The sequence below is a fragment of the Xylophilus ampelinus genome, from assembly GCF_003217575.1.
In the GTDB taxonomy this organism is placed as follows: Bacteria; Pseudomonadota; Gammaproteobacteria; order Burkholderiales; family Burkholderiaceae_C; genus Xylophilus; species Xylophilus ampelinus.
The window spans coordinates 17,053-38,898 of sequence record NZ_QJTC01000001.1; the positions used below are offsets into that span (position 1 = coordinate 17,053).

Genomic DNA, 21,846 nt, shown 5'->3' on the forward strand with positions numbered 1-21,846 from the left:
AACCGAAAGATCCGCCTCCATGACGACGATCCAGGCCCCTGCCTCCGGCCGCGCCAAGCTGGCCGTGCACGACCTGAACTTTTACTACGGCAAGTTCCACGCGCTGAAGAACATCAACCTGGAAATCCCGTCGAACAAGGTCACCGCCTTCATCGGCCCCTCGGGCTGTGGCAAGTCGACACTGCTGCGCACCTTCAACCGCATGTTCGAGCTATATCCCGAGCAACGCGCCGAAGGCCGCATCATGCTCGACGACGAGGACCTGCTGGCCTCCAAGCAGGACGTGGCGCTGATCCGCGCCAAGATCGGCATGGTCTTCCAGAAGCCTACGCCCTTCCCGATGTCGATCTACGACAACATCGCGTTCGGCGTGAAGCTGTTCGAGCGGCTCAACGCCACCGACATGGACGAGCGCGTCGAGTGGGCGCTGCGCAAGGCCGCGCTCTGGAGCGAGGTGAAGGACAAGCTGCAGCAGAGCGGCTCGGGCCTGTCGGGCGGACAGCAGCAGCGGCTGTGCATCGCACGCGGCATCGCGATCAAGCCCGAGGTGCTGCTGCTCGACGAGCCGTGCTCCGCCCTCGACCCGATCTCGACCGCCAAGGTCGAAGAGCTGATCGCCGAGCTGAAGAGCGACTATACGGTGGTCATCGTGACCCACAACATGCAGCAGGCCGCCCGCTGCAGCGACTACACCGCCTACATGTACCTGGGCGACCTGATGGAGTTCGGCAAGACGGAGCAGATGTTCTTCAAGCCGCAGCGCAAGGAAACCGAAGACTACATCACCGGCCGGTTCGGCTGATCCAGGAGCCGACATGCCCGACAAGCACCTTTCATCGCAGTTCGACAGCGAGCTGAATTCCGTCTCCACCCGCGTGATGGAGCTCGGCGGCCTGGTCGAATCGCAGATCCGTCAGGCGGTCTACGCCCTTTCCCAGTTCAGCGGCGAAGCGGCCGACGAGGTCATCGAGACCGAGCCGCGGGTCAATGCGATGGAGATCGAGATCGACCGCGACCTGTCGTCGATCATCGCCCGCCGCCAGCCGACCGCGCGCGACCTGCGTCTGCTGATCGCCATCTCGAAGACCACCGCCAACCTGGAGCGCGTCGGCGACGAGGCCAACAAGATCGCCCGAATGGTCAAGTCGATCGTCGAGAGCGGCTCGGCCCGCGCGCTGCCCTCGTCCGACCTGCGCGTGGCGGCGGAGCTGGCATCGGCCCTGATGCGCCGCGCGCTGGATGCTTTCGCACGGCTCGACACCGCCGCGGCCCTGGCGATCCTGAAGGAGGACGACCTGATCGATCGCGAGTTCGACGGCTTCGTGCGCAAGTTGATCACCTACATGATGGAAGACCCGCGCACCATCTCGGCCAGTCTCGACCTGCTGTTCCTGGCGAAGGCGATCGAGCGGATCGGCGACCACGCCAAGAACATCGCCGAGTTCATCATCTACATCGTCAAGGGCACCGACGTGCGCCACACCTCGATGGATCAGATTGAGTCTGCTCTGCGGTGACGACGTTGCCTGGCGTCTCATCCATGCCGGACAGGAGACAGGGTTCCATGAAAAAACTGCCACAGGTTTTGATCGTCGAAGACGAAGCCTCGATCGCCGAGCTGATCGCCGTCAACCTTCGGCACAACGGGTTCCAGCCCGTCTGGGCCGAGGACGGCATCACCGCGCAGCGCGAGCTGGATGCGGTGCTGCCCGACGTGATCCTGCTCGACTGGATGCTGCCGGGTCAAAGCGGCCTGATCCTGGCGCGCAAATGGCGTGCCGATGCGCGTACCAAGGCGGTGCCCATCCTGATGCTGACCGCTCGGGGCGACGAGCCCGACAAGGTCGCCGGCCTTGATGCCGGTGCCGACGACTACATCACCAAGCCTTTCTCCACCCAGGAACTGCTGGCCCGCATCCGCGCCGTGCTGCGCCGCCGGGCGCCGGAGCAGGCCGGCGAGGCGGTCGAACTGGGCCTGCTGCGGCTCGACGCGGCCACCCACCGGGTCAGCCTGCAGGGTCGGATGCTCAAGGTCGGCCCGACAGAATTCAAGCTGCTGCACTACCTGATGCGGCATGCCGAGCGGGTCCACAGCCGGGCACAGTTACTCGACAAGGTCTGGGGGGACCATGTGTTCATCGAGGAGCGCACGGTGGATGTCCATGTGAAGCGGCTGCGCGAATCGCTGGGCGCCGCAGGCGTGATGATCGAGACGGTGCGCGGCGCCGGGTACCGGGCCACCGCCCAGGTCACCCTGGCGCTGCCCGAGGCTGCGGGCGCGCCTGCCAACTCGCCCTGATCGGCGCAGGACCGCAGCAGGTGGCATTTCTGGTGAGGCGGTTGCTGGCCCTGCTCGTGTGGCAGGGCGCTGGGGCGACTTTGGGCGGTTGGCTGGCGATGGGTCTGCATGTCGGCCTGTCGCATGCCCTCGGCCTGGGCACCCATGAAGGCTGGGTGCTGGCCGGCGTGCTGTCGGGCTTCGCGATCGCTACCTGGAGCGCGGTGGCGGTCGACACCTACCGGGCCCGCCGGGTGCTGGTCTGGCTGCGCGACGAAGACACCACCGCCTCGGCTGCGCCGTCGCTGCGCGGACTGTGGGGCGAGGCCGCCGACAGGATGCGCCGCCGCATCCGCGAATCGGAACGCCGGCTGGCCGAGAGCCGCGACCGGCTGGATGAAATCCTGGCCGCGCTCCAGGCCTCGCCCAACGGCGTGATCCTGCTCGACGAGGCGATGCACATCGAGTGGTGCAACCAGACCGCCGCCGACCATTTCGGCATCGACGTCAAGCGCGACATGCTGCAGTCGATCGGCAACCTGGTACGCGACCCGGCCTTCGCCGCCTACGTCGCTGCCGGCAATTACGCCACCGAAGTCGTCATGCATGCCCGGTTGGGTGGCAGTGGTCGGGCGGCCCGGCTGTCGGTGCAGCTGCATCTCTACGGCAGGGGCCGCTTGCTCCTGCTCTCGCGCGACATCACCGCGGTGGAGCAGGCCGACGCGATGCGCCGCGATTTCGTCGCCAACGTATCGCACGAGGTGCGCACACCGCTCACCGTGCTGATCGGCTTCGTCGAAACCCTGCAGACTCTGCAGCTCGACGAGCAGGAGCGTACCCATTACCTCGGTCTGATGGCGCAGCAGGCAGCCCGCATGCAGTCGGTGGTGAGCGATCTGCTCACGCTGTCGCGGCTGGAAGGCAGCCCGCTGCCCGGGCGGGGCGGGCAGGTGCCGGTGCAGGCCCTGCTGGCGCATTGCCAGCAGGAGGCCACGGCGCTCAGCAGCGTGCTGGGCCGGGATCACACGATCGTGTTCCCGTCGGCGCATGAGGTGGCGGCCATGGGCGGCATCCTGGGCGCGCAGACCGAGCTGCAGAGCGCGATGTCCAACCTGCTGGGCAACGCGGTGCGCTACACCCCGGCCGGCGGCACGATCACCGTCAGCTGGACGGTGCTGCAGGAAGCGGACTCGGCGCGGGGCCCGGTGGGGGACGCCGAGTTCGCGGTGCGCGATACCGGGCCGGGCATCGCGTCGGAACATATTCCCCGGCTGACCGAGCGCTTCTACCGGGTCGATCGCAGCCGCTCCCGCGAAACCGGCGGTACCGGCCTGGGCTTGGCCATCGTCAAGCATGTGATGCAGCGCCACGGCGGCAGGCTGCGGATCGACAGCCAGCCTGGCCAGGGTTCCACCTTCGCGCTGGTGCTTCCGGGCGACCGGCTGTGCCCGGCACTTACGTTGCCGGAAGACTGATGGCGATGCGCACCGCGCGGCGCACGATCAGCAAGAACAAGGCCGCCGTGACGGCCAGGGCCGCGGCACTGGTGATCCAGAACGTTTCGGGCGACGGCCATGGCTCCAGGCCGTGCCAGCCGCGGTAGGCCAGCACATAACCGCCGCCGGTGCCCACCCCCCAGAGCAGTACGCAGTACACCAGCAGTGGCTTGACGGTGATCCGGTAGCAGCGCAGCACGAAGACGCTGACGCTCTGCAGCGCGTCGGCACAGTGGTAGAGCGCGACCCAGCCGAGCAGCACCGCCGCCAGCTGGGCCACGGCCGGCACGCTGGTGTAGAGCCCGGCTACGGTGGTGCGGGCGCTCCACAGGATGCCGGCCAGCAACATCGCCGAGACGCTGGCCGTGCCCAGCCCGGCGGTGACGGCCGCGCTCGCGCGCTGGGCCTGGCCGGCGCCCAGCCAGTAGCCCACCCGGGCGCTGGTCGCGATCGCGATCGACAGCGGCACCATGTAGAGCACGGCGGCCAGGTTACTGGCGACCTGGTGCGCGGCCGCCGCCACCGTGCCCTGGCGGGCGATGAGGAGGGCCATCAGCGTAAACGAGGTGATCTCCACGAGGATCGCCAGGCCGGCCGGAACGCCCAGGCGCGCGAACGCCTTCAGCTGGACGGGATCGGGCGCTTCCATGCGTTTCCAGAACATGTAGGGCCGGTAGAGCGGCCGGGTCCGCAGCAGCCACAGGCCGATCGCCAGCAGCAGGAGGTGGACGACGATCGTGGCCCAGGCACAGCCGGTGACCCCCAGGGCCGGCATGCCGGCACCGCCCAGCGTCAGCCAGATCGTCAGCGGCACCTTCAGTACCAGCGAGCCCATTTGCAGCCAGGTGACCAGCAGAGGCCGGCCCAGACTCTGGTTGAGGGTGCTGTAGAGGCGGAACAGCAAGGCGGCCGGAAGACCGAGGGCCAGCACACCCAGATAGCGCACCACGTCGCCCCGCAGGGCCACCGGCACGTCTGCCCACTGCAGCAGCGGCGTCGGAGACAGCAGCAGGGCCATGCCGGCGACGCTGGTGCCACCGCAGATGTAGAGCGCCTGGCGCACCGATCGGCCGATCGCCGGATAGCGGTGGGCGCCGCGCAGCTCCGCCCAGACCGGCAGCAGCGCCTGCACCACGCCCATCAACGCTACGTAGACGCTCACGAAAATCGCGCTGCCCACCGCCAGTGCGGCCAGCGCCGCATCCGAATGCCGGCCCGCGACCACGGTGTCTGTCACGCCGAAGGCCATGACCGCCCACTGGCCGGCCAGCACCGTGCCGGCATGCCGCGCGATCGCCGGGAATTCCCCCCAAACCGCCGCGGCCCGGGACCGCCAATGCAGGACTGCCGCCACTTGCTCAGCCCCCCTGGTAGCGGTAGATCTGAATCGTGTCCTTCCGGTCGGCCGGGCGGGCCACCGTGGCCACCAGGCGCCACCGGGCTGGATCGGTCACGGTGGCCAAGGTCGACACCGCGTCGGTGTCCACCGCCAGCCAGCCGCACCGCCCGTCACGGGTCGCAGGCTCCAGCCGCAGCTGGCCGTGGTACTGGAAGGCCGCCACCTGGGCGCGGCTGAAGCCGTGGAAGCTCACGCAGGCCGGCCGTCCCATCGCGGCGATCGACTGGTCGACCTGCGGGGCGTAGCTGCGGGCATAGTCGAGCAGCGGCAGCCACAGCGTCATCAGCAGCAGCCAGCACAGCGCCGCACCGCCGGCCGGCAGCACGACGCTTTTCCACAGCGCCGCCTGGTGCCGGCCGATGCGCCAGCGCACCAGCCAGGCCCATGCCAGCGTCGCCGCCAGCGCCAGGACCAGTGCGCCGATCGAGAAACTCGCGGTGAAGCCGGGTGCGAGCTTCGCCACGTTGGCCGCGGGCTGGCGCGGAAAGCCGGTCTGCATCGCCAGCCAGATGACCCAGATGACGATGGCCGAGCCGGAGAAGAAAAGCAGGGTGAACCAGTCCACCAACGCCGAGAGGCTGCGGCTGAGCGTCGGCAGTGCGAACGCCGCCAGCGCGGCCAGTGCCGGCAGGCCCAGCAGCAGCGCCCGGTCGGACGGCAGGGTGCAGAGCGTTGCGCCGATCGCGACCACTGCGAACCAGGCCGGGACCGCCAGGTGCCGGTGCACCTCGGGCGATGCCAGTTGCCGCCGCCAGCGCCAGAGGGTCCAAAGCGCCAGAGGCCATGTCGGCCAGGTGAACCAGAGCAGCAGCCGGCCGAGGCTCTGCCAGCTGCGGTCGACGGCCGAGTGCGCCACCATGCGCCACCCCCAGACGTCCAGCAGCCAGCCGACCAGGGCCGCGAGCCCGGCGACGCCCAGCGCGATGCCGGCCCAGGCCCGCAGCGCCGGCGCATCCGACTCGGCCTGCCGCAACTCCAGCATGGCGAGCAGTGCCGCGCCCAACCCGAAGAACACGGCCAGCGCGGGTGCTCCGGACAGCACCAGTCCGACCAGCCCGACCGCCAGGCTGCCCGCCGCCCACCGCACCCGGTAGGGCGAGGCAGCAATCGCGAAAAAAGCGAGGGAGCCGAACGCCAGCTGGGTGAGGTGCGCCGTGGCTTCGTGCGACAGCCGCGCCAGGCCCAGACAGGCGATCAGCGCCAACAGGCCGCCGTCGGCCACCGCCCGCGCATAGTCCTTGGGCTGGGCCTCGCCTCCGAAGGCGAAGGCCACCGGTTGCGCCCGGCGGTCGAGCGCCAGATAGTAGACACCGTACCAGGTCGCCGCCAGCGTCAGCGCCAGCAACAGGCCGAACGGAACGCGCGCGGTCAGGTCGAGGGAAAAGCCGGCGGGCGCGAGATGGATCGCCCAGGCACCCAGCCAGTAGGGGAGCAGGCCGTCGGACTCGGGCGCCATGCCTCCCAGTAGCGGATGCAGCCAGCTGGTGTGGCCCTGGGCCAGCTCCTGCATGTAGCCGAAGGCGGCGATGTCGGCGTTCTTCCAGGGCCCGCGACCCACGAAGCCAGGCAGCACGTACGCGATGCATAACAGCAGCAGCGCCCAGCGCGGCAATCGGCGCACGGCGCGCTGGGCAACGATGGCGGGAGTGGGCTGGATCACGGGTGAGGGAGGAGGGCCAGGTTACTGGAGCGCGCATCGAACGCCGGATCGATAAAAAAGGCAGCGCGGGAAACCCGGGCTGCCTTCTCAGCGGAATCGCACCTGCCAGACAGCAGCTACGTCGCGGTCTGGATCGCTTACTTGGCAGCCGACGGCTTGCCGAAGCGATTGCGGAATTTCTCGACGCGGCCGCCCATGTTGTCGACCGACTTCTGCGTGCCGGTGTAGAACGGATGCGATTCGCTCGACGTGTCCAGCTTGTACAGGGGCAACTCACGGCCGTCGTCGGCCTTGGCGGTTTCCTTCGTGTTGGCGCAAGAGCGCGTCACGAACTTGAAACCGTTGGAGAGGTCCACGAAGAGCACTTCGCGGTAGTTGGGGTGAATGCCTTCTTTCATGGCCTGGTTTCCTCAATGTTCTGTTGCGAGAGCCACTGCGCACCCATTGCCCAGCACTTTCCGCGGAAAAGTTTACGATTATCGCACAGACGCATTCCGCCGCTCTCTTTTCCTGTGCCTGGGGGTGTGCTCCCGCTACCCGCCCCGGCGCATCATGTCGAAGAAGTCGACGTTGGTCTTGGTCGCCTTCATGTTCTTGATCATCAGCTCCATGGATTCGATCTCGTCCATGTTGTAGAGGAACTGGCGCAGGATGCGGGTCTTCTGCAGGATTTCCGGGGCCAGCAGCAGCTCTTCGCGGCGGGTGCCGCTCTTGTTTAGCTCGATCGCCGGGAACACGCGCTTCTCGTAGAGGCGGCGGTTCAGGTGGATTTCGCAGTTGCCGGTGCCCTTGAACTCTTCGAAGATCACTTCGTCCATGCGGCTGCCGGTGTCGACCAGCGCGGTGGCGATGATGGTGAGCGAGCCACCTTCCTCGACCTTGCGTGCCGCGCCGAAGAAGCGCTTGGGCCGCTGCAGTGCCGCGGCGTCCACGCCGCCCGACAGCACCTTGCCGGAGGACGGCACGACGTTGTTGTAGGCGCGGGCCAGGCGGGTGATCGAGTCCAGCAGGATCACCACGTCCTTCTTCAGTTCGACCAGACGCTTGGCGCGCTCGATCACCATCTCGGCCACGTGCACATGGCGGGCGGCCGGCTCGTCGAAGGTCGAGGCGATGATCTCGCCCTTGACCGTGCGCTGCATCTCGGTCACTTCCTCGGGCCGCTCGTCCACCAGCAGCACCATCAGATGCACGTCGGGGTTGTTGGCGGTGATCGCGTGGGCGATGTGCTGCATCATCACCGTCTTGCCGCTCTTGGGCGGGGCGACGATCAGCGCGCGTTGGCCGCGTCCGATGGGCGCGATGATGTCGACGATGCGGCCGGTGATGTTCTCTTCGGTCTTGAGTTCGCGCTCGAGCTTCATCTGTTCCTTGGGGAACAGCGGCGTCAGATTCTCGAACATCACCTTGTGCTTGTTCTGCTCGGGCGGTCCGCCGTTGACCGCGTCGAGCTTGGTCAGCGCGAAGTAGCGCTCGCCGTCTTTCGGCGTGCGCACTTCGCCTTCGACCATGTCGCCGGTGTGCAGGTTGAAGCGTCGCACCTGGCTCGGCGAGATGTAGATGTCGTCGGTGCTGGCGGTGAAGCTGGTGTCGGGGCTGCGCAGGAAACCGAAGCCGTCGGGCAGGATTTCCAGCACGCCGTCGGCGAAGACCTGCTCGCCGGCGCGCGCACGCTTCTTGATGATCGCGAACATCAGTTCCTGCTTGCGCATGCGGCCGGTGTTCTCGATCTCGAGTTCTTCCGCCTGCTTGAGGACTTCGGACACGTGCAGTGCCTTGAGTTCGTTTAGGTGCATGGAGCTACTCCTTGGCGGAGTTCAGGAAATTCAGGGGGAGGGTGGCGGGGCGAGGAGACCTCGCGAGCCGGGGGGACTCGAACCGGCGACGCATGCGAATGGCGCGGGCCGGCGAATGCGCGAATTATGACAGGAAACGATAGCAGCCTCTGCAGGCGGCCCGCGCGTTGCGCACTGCGCACGGGGTCTGCGGCGACCGGGACGGCGGGCGCCCCGGCACTGTTCGATCAGGCCAGCAGCTGGTCGACGAACTCGGTCAGTTGCGCCTTGCTCAGGGCGCCGACCCGGGTGGCGGCCAGTTGCCCGCCCTTGAACAGCATCAGCGTCGGAATGCCACGGATGCCGAACTTGGCGGGAATGTCGCGGTTCTCGTCGACGTTCATCTTGGCGATCTGCAGCTTGTCCTTGTAGATGGCCGAGACTTCGTCGAGGATCGGTGCAATCATCTTGCAGGGGCCGCACCATTCGGCCCAGTAATCCACCAGCACCGGCTTGTCGGCCTGCAGCACGTCGGCGTCGAAGGACGCATCCGAAATATGTATGATGAGATCGCTGGCCATGGAGTCTTCCTAGTGTGGGATATGGAGCCGCTGAAGTGGCGGCCATTGTGACAGAACCCAAGTGTAGGGAAGGGCCTCCTTCTGCTATCGACGCCATAGCGAAAGCCCCTTGCGCCGATGCTGGGACGGTCTCTTTCGCCCACCCGGTCGATGCCCTCTGGCGAGACCCGGCGACGGGCGTCGTCGCGCGGCTGACCGAAGCGTTCGACACGCACGGCGTGCATCCGGCCCACGCGGTGGTGGTGTTGCCTCACGCCCAGTTGCTGCCGGTGGCGCGCCGCTACTGGGCCGCGGCGCGGCCTCAGGGCTTCGCCCCGCGGTTCGAGACCCTCTCCAGCTGGGCCCGCAGCCTGGGCGTGCCGGATGCGACCGATACCGGGGGCGTGACCGGCGACGCCGCACGCGATCTTCTGCGCGCCCTGGCCCTGCTGGAGCAGGTGCCGACCTTGAAGCGCCATGCCGACACCCTGGCCGAGCCGCTGGTCGAATCGGCCTGCCAGCTGCACCGCGCACTCGCCGCGGTCGTGCCCGATGCCCGGCCCGCCTGGGGCGAGGCAGCCGCCGAAGCGATGGGGCAGGGCGCCGAGGCCGCGGTGCTTCAGTTGGAGGCCGCCACGGCGCGGGTAGCGCTGGTCTGGGCCTTGACCTCCGCCTGCGCCACAGACGTGCTGCTCGGACCCGGCGCGACGGCCGGCGGCATCCGCTGCCTGGTGGTGCTGGACGGCCTGCAGCCCGAGCCGCTGGCGGACGCCGTCTGCCGCCGGTGGGAGGCGAACGGCCTGCCCGCCCTGCGCATCGGTCTGCGCCAGCCGGCCGCGCGCTGCGCCGGCGTGCGCCTGCATGCCGCGCCCGACGCCGAGGACGAGGCCGAGCGTGCCGCCGGCTGCGTGCTGGCGCGGGTGCGCGAAGGCGCCACGCCGGTCGCCCTGGTCGCGAACGACCGGGCCCTGACCCGTCGCATCGGCGCGATGCTGCATGCCCGGGGCCTGACATTGCGCGACGAGAGCGGCTGGAAGCTCTCGACCACCCGCGCCGCCGCCCAGGTCATGGCCGCGCTGCGCGCCTGCGCCCGCCAGGCCGCGGCCGACGAGGTGCTCGACTGGTTGAAGCAATCCCCCACCTTCGAGACCGCCCGGCTGCGCCCGCTGGAGGCCGCGCTGCGGCGCGAAGGCGTGCGCGACTGGAACGGCTGGCAGCCGCCGCCGGGCGAGAAGGCGCCGGCCCCGTTGCTGCGCGACCTGTCGACCGACATCGACGCGCTGCGCGAGGCGATGCAGCGTCCCCGCTCGCTGCCGCAGTGGCTGGCCGCGTTGCGCGGGTTGCTGCAGGCCAGCGGCCTGTGGGACGGCCTGCGCGCCGATGCCGCCGGCGAGAAGGTGGTGGCGGTGCTGCGGCTCGACACCCTGGCGCAGGCCCGCTTCGCGCAGCAGCTCGAGGACTCTCCCTGGGCCACTCGCCGCGTGGGCCTGTCGGCCTTCGGCACCTGGGCGCGGCAAGCCCTGGAAGCCGCCAACTTCCAGCCCGAGGCCGACTGGCAGACGGCCGATGTCGAGGTGGTCGTGCTGCCGATGCAGCAACTGCTGGCCCGCCCGTTCGGCGCGGTGGTGATGCCCGGCTGCGACGAAATCCGCCTGCCCGCGGCGCCCGAGCCCGCCGGCGCCTGGTCGGCTGCGGAACGCATCGCGCTCGGCCTGACCACCCGCGAAGCCCTGCAGGCCGAGACCGCCGCCGCCTGGGAGATCGCGCTCTGCGCACCGCGGGTCGACATCCTCTGGCGCCGCGGCGACGAAGGCGGCGAGCCGCTGCTGCCCAGCCCGCTGGTGCAGGCGCTGCAGTCGGTTCCCGGCGCGGCGGCAGAGGCCGCCGATCCGCGCCCCTCGCGCAGCATCGCGGCGCTGCCCACGCCGCGGCCGCGGCCGACGGGCGATGCGCTGCCGGTCGAGCGACTGTCCGCCAGTGCCTACGAAGACCTGCGCAAGTGCCCGTACCGCTTCTTCGCGCTGCGCCAGCTCGGCCTGCAGGAGGCCGACGAGCTGGATGCCGAGGTGGACAAGCGCGACTTCGGCCTGTGGCTGCACGACACGCTGCGCGGCTTTCACGAAGCGCTGGCCCAGGCGCCGACCGACGATCCCGCTGCGCGCCTGGCGATGCTCGATGCGGCCGCCGCGCAGGCCACCCGCGCCCGCCGTCTGCCGGCCGAAGACTTCCTGCCCTTCGCCGCGACCTGGCCGCAGGCGCGCGACGGCTATCTGGCGTGGCTGGCCGGGCACGACGCCACCGGCGCCCGGTTCGGCTGGGCCGAGGGCTGGCGCGCGCAGCCGCTGGGCGACGTGCTGCTGGTCGGCCAGATCGACCGGATGGACCGGTTGCCGGGCGGCCCCGACGGCGCGTTGCTGCCCCTGGTGATCGACTACAAGACCGAGAGCCTGCAGACCACCCGCGAGCGCTTGCGGCGCCAGGGCGAGGACACGCAGCTCGCCTTCTACGCCGCCCTGCTCGAAGACGACGCGCTGCATGCGGCCTACCTCAACATCGGCGAGAAGGGGCCGACCACCTTCGTCGAGCAGGAGGACGTGGTGCAGGCGCGGGACATGCTGGTCGAGGGGATCCTGGACGACCTGTCGCGCATCGCCGAAGGGGTGGCGCTGCCGGCGCTGGGGGAGGGGGCGGTGTGCGACTACTGTGCGGCGCGCGGGTTGTGCCGGAAGGATTTCTGGGTATGAGGGTGGATGTTGCTTCGGGTGGTGGCGTGGGGGCTGTGGAAGCGAGGGTCGGGGCGGGCGTGGAGGTGGTGCAGGTCTTGCAGGTTGGGCCGGTCGGGAAGCTCGGGCAGGGGCGGGTGCGGGGGCCTGGATCGCCGGGTACCCCCCTGCGCGAATGTCCCCCGGCCTGCGGCCTCCTCCTTTATTTCGCTGCGGGGGGCACCCGACGCTCCCGGCCCAGGACGCGTCGCGTCGTGCGGGGCGGATCGGCCGTCGCGGGTCGTATGGCGGGGCGCCGTGTTCCGCTGTCGAGAGGTACATGGGCTCGCAGTGGCGGGACGTGGCCGCTGTTTTCCGCAATCTCCGATCAGGCGCTGCCGCAGGGATCGCGTCGACGGCGTGCTCTGCGCAGCGAAATTAAGGAGGAGGCCGCAGGCCGGGGGACATTCGCGGAGCAGAGTACGCCGTCGGCGCGGTCCCGGACCATCCCGACAACCCTCCAAAACTGTGATTGCTATCAATTAAATAGCTATAAGCCGGCACTCGAAGCCGGCTACAGCCCCTTTCCATTCAAATCCGGGTGCCGACCTTCGCGGTCGCGCCCAGGCAAGGCCCACCCCGCATGACAGACCAAAACCTGGCCTACGAACACAACGGCCGGCGGGTGTCGCGCGAGCGCTTCTATGCAATCGCGTGCGACCCGCGGCGCAGCGTGGCGGTGGAGGCGTGCGCGGGCGCCGGCAAGACGTGGATGCTGGTGTCGCGCATCGTCCGGGCCTTGCTGGAGGGTTGCCCGCCGCACGAAATCCTGGCGATCACCTTCACCAAGAAGGCGGCCGGGGAGATGCGGGAGCGACTGCAGGAATGGCTGGCCGACTTCGCCGCCATGCCGTACGACGAGCGGGTGGCCGAACTGAGCGCCCGGGGCGTGCCCGAAGCACAGGTCGTGGATCCGAAAGGCCTGCAGCCGGCGGTAGACCTCGGCGTGTTGCTATCGAAACTGCAGCAGGACGTGTTCGCCGCCGGACGGTCGGTGCAGGTGCGCACCTTCCACGGCTGGTTCGCCGCACTGCTGCGTACCGCGCCGCTGGCGGTGCTGGAGCAACTCGGCCTGCCGACCCGCTACGACCTGCTGCAGGACGATGCCGAGGCCGTCGCCCGCGTCTGGCGCCGCTTCTATTCCGTGGTGCTGGAGGATGCGGCGCTGCATGCCGACTTCGATGCGCTGGTCGCGGTGCACGGCCGCTCGCAGACCCACAAGGCACTGGCGGCGGCGTTGCAGCGGCGGATCGAGTTCACCCTGGCCGACCGCGCCGGCGTGGTGGACGGGGCGATCGCGCGGTGGGAAACGCTCTGGCCCGACATGGCGACCGGGTCGCCGACGGACGACGACGCAGACTCCGGGGATTCGTCCGCCCGCCCGGTCGACTGGCTGCTGTCGCAACGCGACGCGTTCTACGCCGCCTCTCGTGCGCTCGGCCGGGCCAGCGCCAAGACTTTTTCCGCCGCCGGCGCCGCGCTGGAGCAGGCCGCCACCGCCGGCGACGCCGCCGGCGTTCGCACCGCGCTGCTCACCCAGGCCGGCGAGCCGCGCAAGTTCAACGACAAGCTCGACGGGATCGACGCGGTCCGCGCCGCGCAGGAGCTGGTGCAGCGCTGCGCCGAGGCCGAATCGCAGCACGCCGCCTGGCTGCACCACCACCGCATGGCGCGGCTTGTGCGGGTGCTGGTGGCCGAATACGCCGCCTTGAAGCGCGAGCGCGGCTGGGTCGACATGAACGACGTCGAGCGCGCCGCGCAGGCGATGCTCTCCGACCCGGTGCTGGCCGGTTGGGTGCAGCAGCGGCTCGATGCACGGGTGCGGCACCTGCTGGTCGACGAGTTCCAGGACACCAACCCGTTGCAGTGGCAGGCGCTGCAGGCGTGGCTCTCAGGTTATGTCGGCGCCGGTGCCGGCGATGCGCCCAGCGTGTTTTTGGTGGGCGACCCGAAGCAGAGCATCTACCGCTTCCGCCGCGCCGAGCCGCAGGTGTTCCGCGCGGCGCAGCGCTTCGTCGTCGAGGGCCTGGGCGGCGACCGGCTGGCCTGCGACCACACCCGGCGCAATGTCCCGGCGGTGATCGACGCGGTCAATGCCGCGATGGGCGCCGCGCAGGAGGCGGGCGAGTACGACGGTTTCCGGCCGCACACCACCGAGTCGCACGCCGCCGGCGCGGTGCTGCGCCTGCCGGTGGTGCCGCGCGAGGACAACGCCGAGGCGGAAGACGACGCGCCCGCTTGGCGCGACAGCCTCACCACCCCGCGGGTGCTACCCGAGGACACGCTGCGCCACCGCGAATGCCGCCAGGCCGCCGACTGGCTGGTGGCCCAGATGCGGGCGCGCGGCCTGCATCCGCGCGACGTGATGGTGCTGGCGCGCCGCCGCGTCGCGCTCTCCGCGATGGACGAGGCGCTGCGGGCTCTGCACATCCCCGCCCAGCAGCCCGAGAAGACCGACCTGCGCGACGCGCCCGAGGTGCAGGACGTCGTCGCGCTGCTGGACGCACTGCTCTCCGACGGCCACGACCTGTCGCTGGCCCGCGCGCTCAAGTCGCCGATCTTCGGTTTCTCCGACGACGACCTGGTGCAGCTCGCGCTGGCCCGCCAGCGGCTGCGCGCGGCTGCTGTCGGGGATGCCGGTGCTGGTGCTGGTGCTGGTGTCACCCGCGATTTCGGGGGTGGTGGTGCCGATGCCGATGTTGGCAATCGCGATGGCGATGGCGACGCATCAGGCGGCGGTGGTGCCGTATCGAACGACGGTCGCGCCGGATCTCGCGCCGGGAAGGGCAGAGCCCCCCATGCCGACAACACCGGCGTCACCTGGTGGCAGCTGCTGCACGCGCCCGACGCGCAGGTGCCGGCCGATCTGCTGCCCCGGCTGCAGGCCACGGGCGCCACCCTGCTGCGCTGGCGCGGCTGGCTCGACCGGCTGCCGCCGCACGACGCGATCGACGCGATCTACCACGACGGCGACCTGCTGGCCCGCTTCGCCGCCGCCGCGCCGGCCGCGCTGCGCAGCACCGTCGTCGCGCGGCTGCGCGCGGTGCCCGGCGCGGCATTGCAGATCGACGCGGGCCGCTTCTCCACCCCCTACGGCTTCGTGCGCAAGCTGCGCGCCGGCGGCGTCAAGGCGCCGGTGCGCGCCGATGCAGACGCGGTGCGGCTGCTGACGGTGCACGGCGCCAAGGGTCTGGAAGCCGAGCTGGTGCTGCTGTTGGACACCGACGCCGCCCCCGCGCGCGGCGAGACGATGGGCGTGCTGGTCGACTGGCCCGGCGAGGCGCCGGTCCCGCAATCGCTGCTCTTCTTCGCCAGCGAAAGCAAGCCGCCGCCGGGCGCCGCCGCCGCCATCGCCGCCGAGCAGGTCGAGCGGCGCCGGGAGGAACTGAACGGCCTCTACGTCGCCACCACGCGCGCGCGCGGCCGGCTGGTGCTGTCCTGCGTCGAGCCGCACCGCGCGCCGGTGGGCAGCTGGTGGCGCCGGATGGAGGCGCTGGCCGAGCCGGTGGAGGCGGCGCCTGCGCCCGCCGCTGCCTCGTCGACGTCCCCATCTGCCGACATCGACATCGACGATGTCGTCTCTTTCCAGGCTTCCGCAGCCGCGTCCTCTTCTACTGCCCGTGCTGGCGGAAGTGATAGGCACGAGTCCGCTCAATTTCGTCCGCACCCGCCGGACCGGCGCCCTCTCCCCCTGGGAGAGGGCGGGGGCGAGGGCCGCGCCCGTCCCGCACCGGTCCCGCTGCCCGCCACCGAAATATTTTCCATGCCTTATCTGCAGCCGGCCGTTGAAGGATATCGACTTCCTGCTATAGATTCAGTAGCAATCGCCCCACCGGAGCAGAGAAAGATCGAAGCCGCCATCGGCCAGGCGATGCACCGCATGCTCGAATGGGCGCAGGCAGGCGACACCTCCATCACCTGCATACAGCGCGACGCCGCGGCCCGCGAATGGGGCCTGGACGACACCGAGGCCGCGCGCGCCGCCGCCCTGGCCCAGGCGGTGCGCCACGGCGACGGCCGCTGGGTCTGGGACGATGCGCTGCTCGGCTGGCAGGGCGACGAAGTGCCGATCAGCCATGCGGGCGAGCCCCTGCGCATCGACCGCCTGGTGCGCCGCAAGGACAGCGGCGAATGGTGGGTGCTCGACTACAAATCCGCCGGCATGCCCGAACGACAGCCCGAGCTGGTCGCGCAGCTGCGGACCTACCGGGCGGCGGTGCAGGCGGCGTTTCCAGACGAGCCGGTACTGGCCGCCTTCCTGACGGGGCGGGGTACGGTGGCGGTGCTGGATGCGCCGGCAGGCCCGGACGCTGTACCGACACCGACACCGACACCGACACCGACACCGACGCAGCCCGCCCCGCCGCTTCCTCGGCGCGAGCCGACGCCACCGCCGCCCGCGCCGCCTTCGGCGCAGGGCGACCTCTTTTCCTGAATGCCCCGATGTCCGACGCTGAATCCCTCGCCCCCGTTTCCCTCGCACCCCACGCGCCGGTCGTCGTCGTCGTCGGGGCCGGCCCGGCCGGCCTGATGGCGGCGGAGCGGCTGTCGGCGGCGGGGCTGCAGGTCCATGTGTACGACGCCATGGCGTCGGTGGGCCGCAAGTTCATGCTGGCCGGCAAGGGCGGCCTCAACCTGACCCATGCCGAGCCGGCCGGTCGCTTCGCCACCCGTTACGGCGCGCGCCAGACCGCGGTGGTGCCGTGGCTGGAGCGCTTCGGTGCCGATGCGGTGCGCGCTTGGTCCGAGGGCCTGGGCATCGGCACCTTCGTCGGCAGCTCCGACCGGGTGTTTCCGACCGACATGAAGGCCGCGCCGCTGCTGCGCGCCTGGCTGCACCGGCTGCGGCATCCGGCCAGCGGCGTGCCGGTGCAGTTCCACATGCGCCACCGCTGGCTGGGTTGGGCCGAAGACGGCGCGCTGCGCTTCTCGTCTCCCGCCGGCGAGACCACGGTGGAAGCCGGCGCGGTGGTTCTGGCGCTCGGCGGCGGCAGCTGGAGGCGGCTCGGCTCCGACGGGGCCTGGGTGCCGCTGCTGGAGGCGCGCGGTGTACCGGTGGTGCCGCTGGCGCCGGCCAACTGCGGCTTCGACGTGGCCGGTCGGCCCGTGGGCGGCGACGACGAGGTCGAGAGCCGGCGCGGCTTCCTGAAGGCGCTGGTCGGCCGGGGCGACGCGCCCGCCACCGGCTGGACGCCGGTCTTCGCCGAGCGCTTCGCCGGCCAGCCGTTCAAGTCGGTCGCGATCCGCGTCGAGACGCAGGACGGCCGCCGTTTCGCGCGGCGGGGCGAGTTCGTCGCCACCGCCACCGGTGTCGAAGGCAGCCTGGTCTATGCCGCATCGGCCCTGCTGCGCGACGAGATCGCGGCGCACGGCAGCGCCACCTTCCACCTGGACCTGCTGCCCGACCGTACGCCCGAGCAGGTGCTGGCCGAGGTGCGGCATCCGCGCGGATCGCGCTCGCTTACCAGCCACCTGAAGAGCCGCCTGGGCATCGACGGCATCAAGGCCGGCATCCTGTACGAACTGCTCGGCAAGGAGGCGATGGACCGGCCGGCGGTGCTGGCCACCGCGATCAAGGCGCTGCCGGTGACCCTGACCGCGCCGCGTCCCCTCGACGAGGCGATCAGCAGTGCCGGGGGCGTACCGTTCGAGGCGATGGACGCCAACGGCATGGTCGCGGCGCTGCCCGGCGTCTTCTGCGCGGGCGAGATGGTGGATTGGGAGGCGCCCACCGGCGGCTACCTGATGACGGCCTGCATGGCCAGCGGCGTGGCGGCGGGCGAGAGCGTGATCGTCTGGCTCGGCGGCAGCGCCACGGCCGCCTGACCGCGCGGCGGGCCGGGCTTCACCGCATCCGAGACGCCGATCGAAAGCTATCGATTCTGTAGCATGGGGTGCCCTGCGGGCGATTCTCGATCGGCGCGGACGGCGACGGGGCCTTCGTGCGATGCCGCGGGCTCCGGCGCCAGCACCACCCGGTTGCGGCCCTGGGCCTTGGCGGCGTAGAGCGCGGTGTCGGCGGCCCGCAGCAGATCTTCCAGGTTGCAGAGCGCGTTGGGGGCGGTGGCGACGCCGAAGCTGGCGGTGACGCGCACCGTCTGGCCGTTCTGCAGGTCGATGCAGGCCGCCTCGATGCCGCTGCGCAGCCGCTCGGCCGCGCGCATCGCGCCCGATGGGGCGGGGTGTACCAGCAGCACGATGAACTCCTCCCCGCCGTAGCGCGCTACCGTCTCGCCGGTGCGCAGCATGTTTTGCGCGACGGCGGCCACCCGCATCAGCACCCGGTCGCCGGCCTCGTGCCCGTGGCGGTCGTTCACCTGCTTGAAATGGTCGATGTCGAACAGCATCACCGCGATCGGCAGATGCCGCGCATCGGCGCGGGTGGCGGAAGTGCGCAGCGCTTCGGTGAAGGCACGTCGGTTGAGGATGCCGGTCAGCGGATCGGTGAGCGACAACCTCTCCAGGTCCTCGATCAGGTGAATCTGCTCGCGCTCCAGCCGCCGATTCTCGACCGCGACGGTGCGTAGCCGGTGGAGCGCCTTTTGCACCGCGCCGACCTCGTCGGTACGGTCCGAGACGGGCACCGGCTTGTCGAGCTGGCCGTCGGCGATGTCGCGCAGCGTCTGGGCGGCCGCCAGCAGCGGGCGGACGACGCGGCGCTGCAGCGCCCACACGCTGACCGCGAGCGCCGCCAGGATCAGGCCGCTGAGGCCGCCTGCGATGACCAGCCGGCGCCGCGCGGTGCTGCGGGCTTCGCGCTTCTCGGCGAAGGCTTCCCGCACCAGCACGTCGCGCAAGCCCACGATCGGCTGCATGTCGGGCACGTAGCGCCGGGCGAAGCCTGCGGCATCGTAGCCGTAGGGCTCGCCCCGGCGGCTGCGCTCCTGCATCAGGGCTACGAGTTGCAGGCCCGAGCCGAAATAGTGCCGGTCCATTGTGTCCAGGGCCACGCGTGCCGGTGCGTCGGGCGGCAACCGCATCAGCGGCCGCTGCACCAGGGTCTGCAACTGCGCCAGCCGGCCTTGCAGGAAGCCGATGCTTTGCTGTTCGGCGGAGGTCAGCGGCTGGCGGCCGGTGAGCGCCACGGTGAACTGGGAGCCGAGCTGCCCCGCGTACTCGCGCAGTTCGGCGCACATGCGGGCGCCTGTCATGCCTTCGGACATCGGCTGGTAGGCGTCGGTGGCGTTGCGCGACAGGGTGGTGTGCGCGGCCATCAGGGGCGGAACCACCGCGAACATGTCTTGCTGCGTCTGCCGCACCGCGGCCGGGTCGCGCCGGGCGCGGGGCAGGCCGGCCAGCCGGTCGACCTCGCCGCGGGCCCGGGCGAGGGCGCGCGCGGTGTCGGCCAGCTGCGGCAGCGTATCGAGGTCGGCATCGCGTCCGGCGAGTCGAATGTAGTCGACAAGCCTGTCCATCATCTCATCGCTGTGCGCGCGCGCCGTGGCCAACTGCGCGAGGTGCTCGGGAACAGGGGTGTCGCCGTCTCCCAGAACAGCGTTCATCGGGCCCCGCTCGAAAGCGATTTTTTCTGCCGCCACCAGGGCGTGGCTGGCCGCCTGCATCGAAACGAGGCCGTCACCGAGCGACCGGTAGCGTCGCCATTCGTCCAGAAGGATGCGGGTGAAGAGCGCCGTGACCAGGACGGCGATCAGCGAGGTGATAACGACGGAGAGCCGGGCCAGGGTCATGGACTGCGCGAAAACGGTTGCGGACACGGCGGCGGTCTAGGGAGCCAGGGCAGGCTAGCCGGAGCAGACGAGGTGCGGAAGGAGGACGGCGGGTGCGGCCGGGCGACAGACACACTACGCTTGCGTGGCGGGTTTGGATTCATTCGCCTGTCCCGTACGGCGGGCCGGAAACGCAAACGGCGCCCGAAGGCGCCGCGGTTGCGAGCGACGAGGCTCAGCGTGTCGTGCCGCGTGCCGCGGGCAGGATCACCGGATCGGCCGAGCGGGGTTCGATCGAGACGTTCGCGTTGTCGCGGGGCAGCCTGATCGTCTCGACGGCGCGGATCATGCCGCCATCGGACACGGTGCCGGCCCATTCGCCCCGGCCTGTCACGCGGGCCGTGCAGGCCGCGGCGTCCTCCCGGTTGCGGAACACCTCGCAGCGTTTGGCGGCATTGGCGGCATAGTCGACACCGCCCTGTTCCAGGCGGCCCCTGCGCTTGTCGGCCGCTGCGTTGCGGGCCTCTTCCAAACAGGTGGCCGGGCTCTGCGGCGTCATCCCGTTCATGCAGGCGCTGCGCTCGTGCTGGAAGCTGCCGCTGTTGTCGATGCCCGGCGCCGGCAGGGCGGGCTGGGCCAGGGCGGCACCGGAGCCCACGGACAGGAGGCCGCCCAGGGCCGCGACACGGAGGCCGGCGCGAAAAGAGACGATGGATACGTTCATCGGAAGGTGTCCTTTCGGAAGTTCGATGGCGAAATTCTATGCAGCCGGTCCAGCCGCCCTGCAGGAGAACGCAATCTCCGCCTGCGCTCCCATCACCTACATCCGGATAGGACGGTTCCGGCGAACCGCTTGGCCTGTCCTACAAAGCGGGTGCGGCTTCGGGCACCGCCGCAAGCCCGCCCTCCACGACCCAGGGGACAAACGCGGGCGCCGGGCGCGTCCCTGTGCGGCGCTGCACAATCGCGGGTATTTCCTAGGCCGCTTCCCGCCTTCGCCGTTGCCACGATTCCTGGACCGCCCATGCACATCCCCCCAACCGACACCGCCATGCTGCACCCACCGCCGGACCGTACGCGCGCCGGACACGGGCCGGCGCTGTGGGCTCTGGCGGTCGGCGGCTTCGGCATCGGGACCGGCGAGTTCGCGATCATGGGCCTGCTGCCCGAGGTGGCGCGCGACCTGGACGTCTCGATCCCGGCCGCCGGCCATGTCATCAGTGCCTATGCGCTCGGCGTGGTGGTGGGCGCACCGGTGCTGGCCGTGCTGGGGGCGCGCTGGCGGCGGCGCAGCCTGCTGGTGGCGCTGATGCTGGTGTTCGCACTGGGCAATTTCGCGAGCGCGGCGGCGCCGGGCTATCTCTCGCTCAACCTGCTGCGCTTCATGGCCGGATTGCCGCACGGCACGTATTTCGGTGTCGCGGCCCTGGTGGCGGCCGGCCTCGCGCCGCCGGGACTTCGTGCCAGCGCCATCGCCACGGTGATGCTGGGCCTGACCGTCGCCACCGTGGTGGGCGTGCCGCTGTCCGCATGGCTGGGCGCGGCCCTGGGCTGGCGGGCGGCTTTCGTCTTTGTCGGTCTGATCGGCCTGGGCGCGGCGTGGATGGTGCGTCGCCATGTGCCCGACACGCCTGCCGATGCCCGTGCCAGCCCGCTGCGGGAGCTGGGTGCGCTGGGCCGCCTGCAGGTCTGGTTGACGCTCGGTATCGGCGCGGTGGGCTTCGGCGGGCTGTTCGCGGTGTTCAGCTATGTGAAACCGACGCTGATCGCGGTGGCGGGCCTGTCGCCCGAGCGGGTGCCGCTGGTGCTGGCGGTGTTCGGCCTGGGCATGGTGGCGGGCAACCTGGTCGGCGCACGGCTGGCCGACCGGCATCTGATGCGCACGATCGGCGGCGTGCTGATCTGGGGCGCGCTGGTGCTGGGTGCCTTCTGCTTCACCGCTTCCGACGCGGTGGCCGCGACGGTCACGATCTTCTTCATCGGCACCACCGTGGCGCTGGCTCCGGCGTTGCAGATCCGCCTGATGGACGTCGCCGGCGACGCCCAGACGCTGGCCGCGGCGCTGAACCACTCGGCCTTCAACATGGCCAACGCGCTGGGCGCTTGGCTGGGCGGTCTGGCCATTGCCGGCGGCCTGGGCTGGGTCTCGACCGGCTGGGTCGGTGCCTTGTTGGCGCTGGGCGGGCTGGCGGTGTTCGCGGTGTCGCGGGCCGTGGCACGGTCGCGGACCGGCCGCTGATCCTGCATCG

Annotated in this window: 15 protein-coding genes; 8 read left to right on the plus strand and 7 right to left on the minus strand. The window is 70.4% G+C overall.

What is annotated here, in order from left to right; all coding sequences use genetic code 11:
• The first annotated feature begins 19 nt into the window (after positions 1-19).
• From pstB to phoR, 4 genes are read left to right on the plus strand one after another with little or no spacing between them, the layout of a single operon-like run.
• Entirely contained in the window at positions 20-802 is a 783-nt protein-coding gene (gene pstB / locus DFQ15_RS00085) for a phosphate ABC transporter ATP-binding protein PstB (RefSeq protein WP_110464011.1), read from the plus strand.
• A 13-nt stretch (positions 803-815) separates the two neighbouring features.
• Entirely contained in the window at positions 816-1,517 is a 702-nt protein-coding gene (gene phoU, locus DFQ15_RS00090; protein WP_110464012.1) for a phosphate signaling complex protein PhoU, read from the plus strand.
• 47 nt (positions 1,518-1,564) lie between these two features.
• The gene (phoB, locus tag DFQ15_RS00095) at positions 1,565-2,299 is read left to right on the plus strand and encodes a phosphate regulon transcriptional regulator PhoB (RefSeq protein WP_110464013.1); all 735 of its coding nucleotides are present in this window, start codon (positions 1,565-1,567) and stop codon (positions 2,297-2,299) included.
• 29 nt (positions 2,300-2,328) lie between these two features.
• Positions 2,329-3,753, plus strand: a complete 1,425-nt coding sequence (phoR, locus tag DFQ15_RS00100; protein ID WP_374940996.1) for a phosphate regulon sensor histidine kinase PhoR — start codon at positions 2,329-2,331, stop codon at positions 3,751-3,753.
• On the opposite strand, the gene DFQ15_RS00105 is transcribed toward phoR, so the two are convergent.
• The 5 genes from DFQ15_RS00105 to trxA all read right to left on the minus strand — a co-directional run bounded on the left by DFQ15_RS00105 (position 3,734) and on the right by trxA (position 9,189).
• Positions 3,734-5,128: an MATE family efflux transporter gene (locus DFQ15_RS00105; RefSeq protein WP_233504195.1), complete on the minus strand. Its 1,395-nt coding sequence runs from the start codon at positions 5,126-5,128 to the stop codon at positions 3,734-3,736. The genes phoR and DFQ15_RS00105 overlap by 20 nt on opposite strands.
• A 4-nt stretch (positions 5,129-5,132) precedes the next feature.
• Positions 5,133-6,833: a hypothetical protein gene (locus DFQ15_RS00110; protein ID WP_110464014.1), complete on the minus strand. Its 1,701-nt coding sequence runs from the start codon at positions 6,831-6,833 to the stop codon at positions 5,133-5,135.
• A 137-nt stretch (positions 6,834-6,970) separates the two neighbouring features.
• A complete protein-coding gene (locus DFQ15_RS00115; protein WP_110464015.1) occupies positions 6,971-7,231 on the minus strand; it encodes a type B 50S ribosomal protein L31 in 261 nt (86 codons plus the stop codon).
• A 135-nt stretch (positions 7,232-7,366) separates the two neighbouring features.
• The gene (rho, locus tag DFQ15_RS00120) at positions 7,367-8,629 is read right to left on the minus strand and encodes a transcription termination factor Rho (protein ID WP_055842764.1); all 1,263 of its coding nucleotides are present in this window, start codon (positions 8,627-8,629) and stop codon (positions 7,367-7,369) included.
• Between the two features lie 227 nt (positions 8,630-8,856).
• Positions 8,857-9,189, minus strand: a complete 333-nt coding sequence (trxA, locus tag DFQ15_RS00125) for a thioredoxin TrxA (protein WP_110464016.1) — start codon at positions 9,187-9,189, stop codon at positions 8,857-8,859.
• A gap of 47 nt (positions 9,190-9,236) precedes the next feature.
• Here trxA and DFQ15_RS00130 point away from each other — a divergent pair, with 47 nt between their 5' ends.
• The 3 genes from DFQ15_RS00130 to DFQ15_RS00140 all read left to right on the plus strand — a co-directional run bounded on the left by DFQ15_RS00130 (position 9,237) and on the right by DFQ15_RS00140 (position 17,756).
• On the plus strand, positions 9,237-11,912 hold the full coding sequence (locus DFQ15_RS00130; protein ID WP_233504196.1) for a PD-(D/E)XK nuclease family protein: 2,676 nt from the start codon (positions 9,237-9,239) through the stop codon (positions 11,910-11,912).
• Between the two features lie 601 nt (positions 11,913-12,513).
• Positions 12,514-16,365, plus strand: coding sequence for a UvrD-helicase domain-containing protein (locus DFQ15_RS17620; protein WP_233504197.1), 3,852 nt, complete (start codon positions 12,514-12,516; stop codon positions 16,363-16,365).
• Positions 16,366-16,373: 8 nt separating this feature from the next.
• Positions 16,374-17,756, plus strand: coding sequence for a TIGR03862 family flavoprotein (locus DFQ15_RS00140; RefSeq protein ID WP_110464017.1), 1,383 nt, complete (start codon positions 16,374-16,376; stop codon positions 17,754-17,756).
• Between the two features lie 47 nt (positions 17,757-17,803).
• Here the strand turns inward: DFQ15_RS00140 and DFQ15_RS00145 are convergent, their stop codons facing one another.
• Positions 17,804-19,645, minus strand: a complete 1,842-nt coding sequence (locus DFQ15_RS00145) for a GGDEF domain-containing protein (RefSeq protein ID WP_146228600.1) — start codon at positions 19,643-19,645, stop codon at positions 17,804-17,806.
• Positions 19,646-19,832: 187 nt separating this feature from the next.
• Positions 19,833-20,321 carry a hypothetical protein gene (locus DFQ15_RS00150; RefSeq protein WP_110464019.1) on the minus strand — a complete coding sequence of 163 codons (489 nt, stop codon included), beginning with the start codon at positions 20,319-20,321 and terminating at the stop codon, positions 19,833-19,835.
• A gap of 327 nt (positions 20,322-20,648) precedes the next feature.
• On the opposite strand from DFQ15_RS00150, the gene DFQ15_RS00155 reads away from it, so the two are divergent.
• Complete coding sequence (locus tag DFQ15_RS00155; RefSeq protein WP_233504214.1) at positions 20,649-21,836, plus strand: MFS transporter; 1,188 nt, start codon at positions 20,649-20,651, stop codon at positions 21,834-21,836.
• Positions 21,837-21,846: the final 10 nt, after the last annotated feature.